The sequence below is a fragment of the Sphingomonas sp. genome (assembly GCF_031426035.1).
GTDB lineage: Bacteria > Pseudomonadota > Alphaproteobacteria > Sphingomonadales > Sphingomonadaceae > Sphingomicrobium.
In genome coordinates this window covers 1-5679 of record NZ_JANPKO010000092.1, presented here as the reverse complement: position 1 = coordinate 5679, position 5679 = coordinate 1, and the positions used below count along the sequence as shown (strand labels likewise).

At 66.4% G+C, this 5679-nt stretch carries 6 protein-coding genes; 2 read left to right on the top strand and 4 right to left on the bottom strand.

Annotated elements, in window-relative coordinates:
* Positions 1–937, bottom strand: a 937-nt coding sequence (locus tag RMP08_RS06265) for an FAD-dependent oxidoreductase (RefSeq protein WP_310468137.1), incomplete at its 3' end; no start/stop codon positions are given.
* Between the two features lie 132 nt (positions 938–1069).
* Here RMP08_RS06265 and RMP08_RS06260 point away from each other — a divergent pair.
* Positions 1070–1357: a DUF6481 family protein gene (locus tag RMP08_RS06260; RefSeq protein WP_310468136.1), complete on the top strand. Its 288-nt coding sequence runs from the start codon at positions 1070–1072 to the stop codon at positions 1355–1357.
* A 10-nt stretch (positions 1358–1367) separates the two neighbouring features.
* Positions 1368–2039: a spermidine synthase gene (locus RMP08_RS06255; protein ID WP_310468135.1), complete on the top strand. Its 672-nt coding sequence runs from the start codon at positions 1368–1370 to the stop codon at positions 2037–2039.
* 49 nt (positions 2040–2088) lie between these two features.
* Here RMP08_RS06255 and RMP08_RS06250 read toward each other — a convergent pair whose 3' ends face one another.
* The 3 genes from RMP08_RS06250 to RMP08_RS06240 form a co-directional block, all read right to left on the bottom strand.
* Complete coding sequence (locus tag RMP08_RS06250; RefSeq protein ID WP_310468134.1) at positions 2089–2529, bottom strand: hypothetical protein; 441 nt, start codon at positions 2527–2529, stop codon at positions 2089–2091.
* 84 nt (positions 2530–2613) lie between these two features.
* Positions 2614–4005 (bottom strand): 2-oxoglutarate dehydrogenase complex dihydrolipoyllysine-residue succinyltransferase, encoded by a 1392-nt coding sequence (gene odhB, locus RMP08_RS06245; RefSeq protein ID WP_310468133.1) that lies wholly within the window; start codon positions 4003–4005, stop codon positions 2614–2616.
* A 15-nt stretch (positions 4006–4020) separates the two neighbouring features.
* On the bottom strand, positions 4021–5679 hold a 1659-nt coding region (locus RMP08_RS06240), incomplete at its 5' end, for a 2-oxoglutarate dehydrogenase E1 component (protein ID WP_310468132.1).

Here is a 5679-nt window from a genome sequence, read left to right as displayed (position 1 = left end):
CGTCGCCGATCGCCCACACACCCGCGACTTTGGTGCGGAAGTCGTGGTCGATCTCGATTTGCCCCTTCTGATTGACCGCGAGCCCGGCCTTGTCGAGCGCGAGGCCGTCGGTGTTGGGGCGGCGGCCGATCGACACCAACTCGACATCGGCGTCGATCGTCTCCGCGGCGCCGCCGGCGGCGGGCTCGACGCTGAGCTTGACCGTTTCGCCCTCGACCTTGGCGCCGGTGACCTTGGTCCCGAGCTTGAACTCGAACCCCTGCTTCTTGAAGATCTTGTTGGCTTCCTTGCGCACGTCGCCGTCCATGCCCGGCAGGATCTGGTCGAGATATTCGACCACGGTGACCTTGGCGCCAAGCCGCTTCCATACGCTGCCCAGCTCGAGCCCGATCACCCCGCCGCCGATCACCACCATGTGGCCCGGCACCGCGGCCAGCTCGAGCGCGCCGGTCGAATCGACGATCCGCTTCTGGTCGACCTCGACTCCGGTCAGCGGCGTCACCGACGAGCCGGTGGCGATGACGATGTTCTTCGCCCGCACCGTGCGGTCGCCGACCTTGACGGTGTCGGCGCTTTCAAACGCGGCGCGGCCCTTGAGCCACTCGACCTTGTTCTTCTTGAACAGGAATTCGATGCCTTGGGTGAGGCCCTTGACCGCATCCTTGCGCCCGGCGTGCATCAGGTCGAGGTCGAGCTCGACCCCGCTCGCCTTGATCCCCCATTTGGCCATCGTGCCGTGGGCCGCTTCCTCGAACAATTCGGAGGCGTGGAGCAGCGCCTTGGACGGGATGCAGCCGACGTTGAGGCAGGTTCCGCCCAGGGTCTCGCGGCTTTCCGCGCAGGCGGTCTTGAGGCCGAGCTGGGCGGCGCGGATCGCGGCGACATAGCCGCCCGGCCCGGAGCCGATCACCAGCACGTCGAAATCATAGTCAGCCATGAGAGTCTTTCGTCAGCCGGAATGGCGGTGTCGCCGCGACATAGGGGGCACGTGCCCGCGAATCCACCCTCATGCGGTTGCGCTTGCCGCCGCGGTCTGCGAGTGACCGCGGCCTGATCGGAGAGCGGCACGGTGACCTATAAGGACAGCTTCCAGGACCGCATCGGCAACGCCGCGGCAGCGCGCGAGAAAGCGCTGGCCGGCTTGCGCGCCAAGCCGCCGGTCGACCCCAAGGTGGTTGCCGAGCGGATCGAGCGAAAGGCGCACCGCGACGCTCGCGACGCGGAAAAGGCGCAGGCAAAGAAGGCTGCGCGGGACGCCGCGGCGGCAGCCAAGGCCGCGGTTGCGCCTCCGCCGAGCGAGGAGGAGCGCAAGGCCGCGCGCGACGCCAAATATGCGGCGCGCCGGGCCCGCAAATAGACTTCTCCGAATGAAAGTCCGCGAGCTGGTGGCGACCGCCGAAGTGCCGGGCGGCGAGCAATTGCGCCTGTTCCGCCGCGACCGCGATTACATGATCGTGCTGAATCGCAACGAGCTGATGAACAGCCGCATGAGCGGGTCGGAGGAGCAGCTCGCGACCCTTACCTGCGCGCGGCTCAAGAACCGCACCAACCCGCGCCTGCTGATCGGCGGCTACGGCATGGGTTTTACCCTGCGCGCGGCGTTGGCGGTGCTGCCGCCGGGGGCGTCGGTGGTGGTCGCGGAATTGGTGCCGGAGATCATCGCCTGGGCGCGCGGCCCGATGGCCGAGCTCACCGCCGGCTGCCTCGACGACCCGCGCGTGACTGTGGTTGAAGGGGATGTGGCGGCTGTGATCGCGACCGCGCGCGCCAGCTACGACGCCATCCTGCTCGACGTCGACAACGGCCCCGACGGCCTGACTCGGGCCGAAAACGACGGGCTGTATTCGGCGTCCGGGCTGGCGGCTGCGAAAGCGGCGCTGGTCCGCGGCGGAATCCTCGCCGTGTGGTCGGCCGCCGACGACCCCGCCTTCACCCGCCGCCTCAACGCCAACAGCTTCGCCGCCACGCCGTCGAAAGTCCGCGCCCGCTCCAACGGCAAAGGCGCACAGCACACGATCTGGCTGGCGGAGAGCGTGTAGGCGAAGGGGCAGCTACCGACCCATTGCGGACACTGGCCCAGACGAGTTTTTAAGCTCGCCAGGGATCGAACCGCGAAGCAATGACCGTCGCGCCAAATGCTAACAATACAACCGGCAAGCCGACGAAGAACGGGAGCAAACCAATCGACAGCGCAGCGGCAGTCCATCGTTCGCCAAGCATCGCCTGCTCGGCCGCTTGGAAGGCATCAAAGTAGCGATACATTAACGCAATTAGGGAGGCTCCAAAGATCACCGTCACACTGCGTGCCCGAGTCTTTCTTTGAGCCTTGGCGCACATGATTGCTACACACAGAAACGGAGCTAATAGAAATAGGATGCCAATAAGCGTCAGCGACGCCCATTCGAGATGCTCGCTGATAGCTTCGCCTAGGGAAAGCTGACCAATGGTCATCCTCGCCACAAGATCAGAGCCGGTAACAGCCGCAACAAACGCAATAAATGCGATGGTAAGATAAATCTTCAATTGCATGCTGGTGAGCATACACGGAATGTCCGCATTCCACCAAAGCGGACGTTCGACGTGGGCTGATCCTCAGAACTGCGCCCACTACGCCTAGAGGTCGATCAGCAGCCGTGTCGGATCCTCGATCGCTTCTTTGATGCGCACCAGGAAGGTCACCGCCTCGCGGCCGTCGACCAGGCGGTGGTCGTAGCTCAGCGCCAGATACATCATCGGGCGGATCACCACTTCGCCGTCCTTGGCCACCGGCCGCTCCTCGATGCGGTGCATGCCGAGCACCGCCGATTGCGGCGGGTTGATGATCGGGGTCGACAGCAGGCTGCCGAACACCCCGCCGTTGGAAATGGTGAAGGTGCCGCCCTTCATGTCCTCGGCGGTCAGCTGGCCGTCCTTGGCCTTCTTGCCGAACGCGGCGATCGCTTTCTCGATCTCGGCGAAGCTCATCGCGTCGGCATCGCGCACGACGGGAACAACCAGCCCCTTGGGCGCCGACACCGCGACCGAGACGTCGAGGTAATCGTGATAAACAATCTCGTCGCCTTCGAGGCTGGCATTGACCGCGGGCACGTCCTTCGCCGCCAGCGCCACCGCTTTCACAAAAAAGCCCATGAAGCCCAGGCGGATGCCGTGCTTCTTCTCGAACAGATCCTTGTAGCGGGACCGTGCGTCGATCACCGCCGACATGTCGACATCGTTGAAGGTGGTGAGGATCGCGGCAGTGTTCTGCGCTTCCTTGAGCCGCGTCGCGATGGTCTGCCGCATCCGCGACATTTTGACGCGCTCTTCCCGCCTGTTCCCCGGCGCAGGCCCGGCTCCAGGAGCAGCAGGCTGCGCTTCTGCTGAGGTTGGGGCTGGGGCCTTGATTTCCGGAGCCGGGGCTTTCGCCTCCGGCGCCTGGACCCCGGCCTGCGCCGGGGAACCGCCTGATCTCTGCGCCTGCGCAGCGGCGAGCACATCATCCTTGGTCAGGCGGCCGTCCTTGCCGCTCCCCTTGATGCTCGACGGGTCGACATGATGCTCGAGCACCGCGCGGCGCACCGCGGGCGACAGCGTCGTCACCGACTCCTGCGGCGCCGCATCGAGCGCGGCGGCCGGGGCCGGTGCAGGAGCCGGAGCGGCCGGCTCGGGCGCATGCTCGTCGCCGCGCAACTGCGGGGTCTCGCCGGCGCCGGCCGGGTTGGTGGTGGCGTCGGCGGCGGTTTCGGCCGGGGTCGAGGCCGAGGCAGGCGCCGCGGCTGCACCTGCGCTACCCTCATCGATCCGCGCGATGATCGCGCCGACCGCGACAGTGTCGCCTTCCTTGACCACCGCTTCCGAAAATGTCCCCGCGACCGGCGACGGCACTTCGACGCTGACCTTGTCGGTCTCGAGGCTGGCGATCGCCTCGTCGGCGGCGACCGCCTCGCCGGGCTTCTTGAGCCACTGCGCGAGCGTTCCTTCGGTGATCGATTCTCCCAGCGCCGGGACTTTTACATCGGTGGCCATGATTTTCCTTCTTCGTCAGCCGGCCAACGCACGGGAGCCGGGCTGGCTGCTATGACTGAGCGCGGCGGCGATCAAGGCCGCTTGCTCGGCGGCGTGGCGCTTGGCGAGGCCGGTGGCGGGGGAGGCGGCGGCATCGCGCCCGGCGTAGATCGGCCGCATGCCTTTGAGCCCCGCGTCCGCCAGGCAGGTCTCGAGCAGCGGCTCGACGAAGCTCCACGCGCCGTTGTTGCGCGGCTCTTCCTGCGCCCAGATCAGCTGCTCGAGCCTGGGCATTGCTTTCAGCCGCTTGAGCAACGGCTCGGACGGGAACGGGTAGAGCTGCTCGATGCGCATGATCTCGACGCTGCCGTCGCCGCCCCCCTCCTTCACAAGCGCGTCGCGCGCCTCCATCAACTCGTAGGCGAGCTTGCCCGAGCACAGCACCAGCCGCGTGGTTGCGCCCTCGGCCGGGGGATTGAGGTCGCTCAGGATACGCCGAAAATGGCTGTCGCCGGTGAAGTCGCCCGCGGCCGACACCGCGAGCTTGTGGCGCAGCAACGACTTGGGAGTCATCACGATCAGCGGCTTGCGGAACTCGCGCAGCAATTGACGCCGCAGGATGTGGAAATAATTCGCGGGAGTGGTGCAATTGGCGACCTGGAGATTGTCCTCGGCGCACAGTTGCAGATAACGCTCGAGCCGCGCCGAGCTGTGCTCGGGGCCCTGGCCCTCGAAGCCGTGCGGAAGCAGCATCACCAGCCCCGACGCGCGCAGCCACTTGGCCTCGCCGGCAGCGATGAACTGGTCGATGATGGTCTGCGCGCCATTGGCGAAATCGCCGAACTGCGCTTCCCACAGCACCAGCGTCTTGGGGTCCGCGATCGAATAACCATACTCGAATCCGAGCACGCCGAATTCGCTCAGGGGGCTGTCGCGCACCTCGAAGCGGCCGCCGTCGATCGTCGTCAGCGGGATGAATTTTTCTCCGCTCGCCTGGTCGACCCACACCGCGTGGCGGTGACTGAACGTGCCGCGGCCCGAATCCTGGCCCGACAAACGGACATTGTGGCCCTGGGCGATCAGGCTGCCGAAGGCCAGCGCCTCGGCGGTCGCCCAGTCGAATCCGCCGCCGCTCTCAAACATCGCCTTCTTGGCGTCGATGATCCGCTGCAGCGTCTTGTGGATCTTGAGGTCGGCCGGGACATTGGTCAGCGTCTTGCCCAGCGCCGCCAGCTCGTCGTCGCCGATCGCGGTGGCGATGTTGCGGCGGCCGAGTACCGGCTCGTCGGGCCGCCCGAGCCCGGCCCAGCGGCCCTCGAACCAGTCGGCCTTGTTGGGCAGATAGGACACCGCCGCCTGGAATTCTTCTTCGAGGTGCGCGAGGTAGGTCTTGGTATGATTGTCCGCCCACGCGGCATCGACCACGCCCTCGTCGGCCAGCCGCTTGGCGTAGATCGCGCTGATCGGCGGATGCTCGCGGATCGCGGCGTACATCAGCGGCTGGGTGAAGCTCGGCTCGTCGCCCTCGTTATGGCCGAAGCGGCGATAGCACCACATGTCGATCACGATATCGCGGCCGAACTCCTGGCGGAACTCGATCGCCAGCTTGCAGCAGAAGGTCACCGCCTCGGGGTCGTCGCCGTTGACGTGGAGGATCGGCGCCTGGATCGCCTTGGCCATGTCCGACGGGTAGGG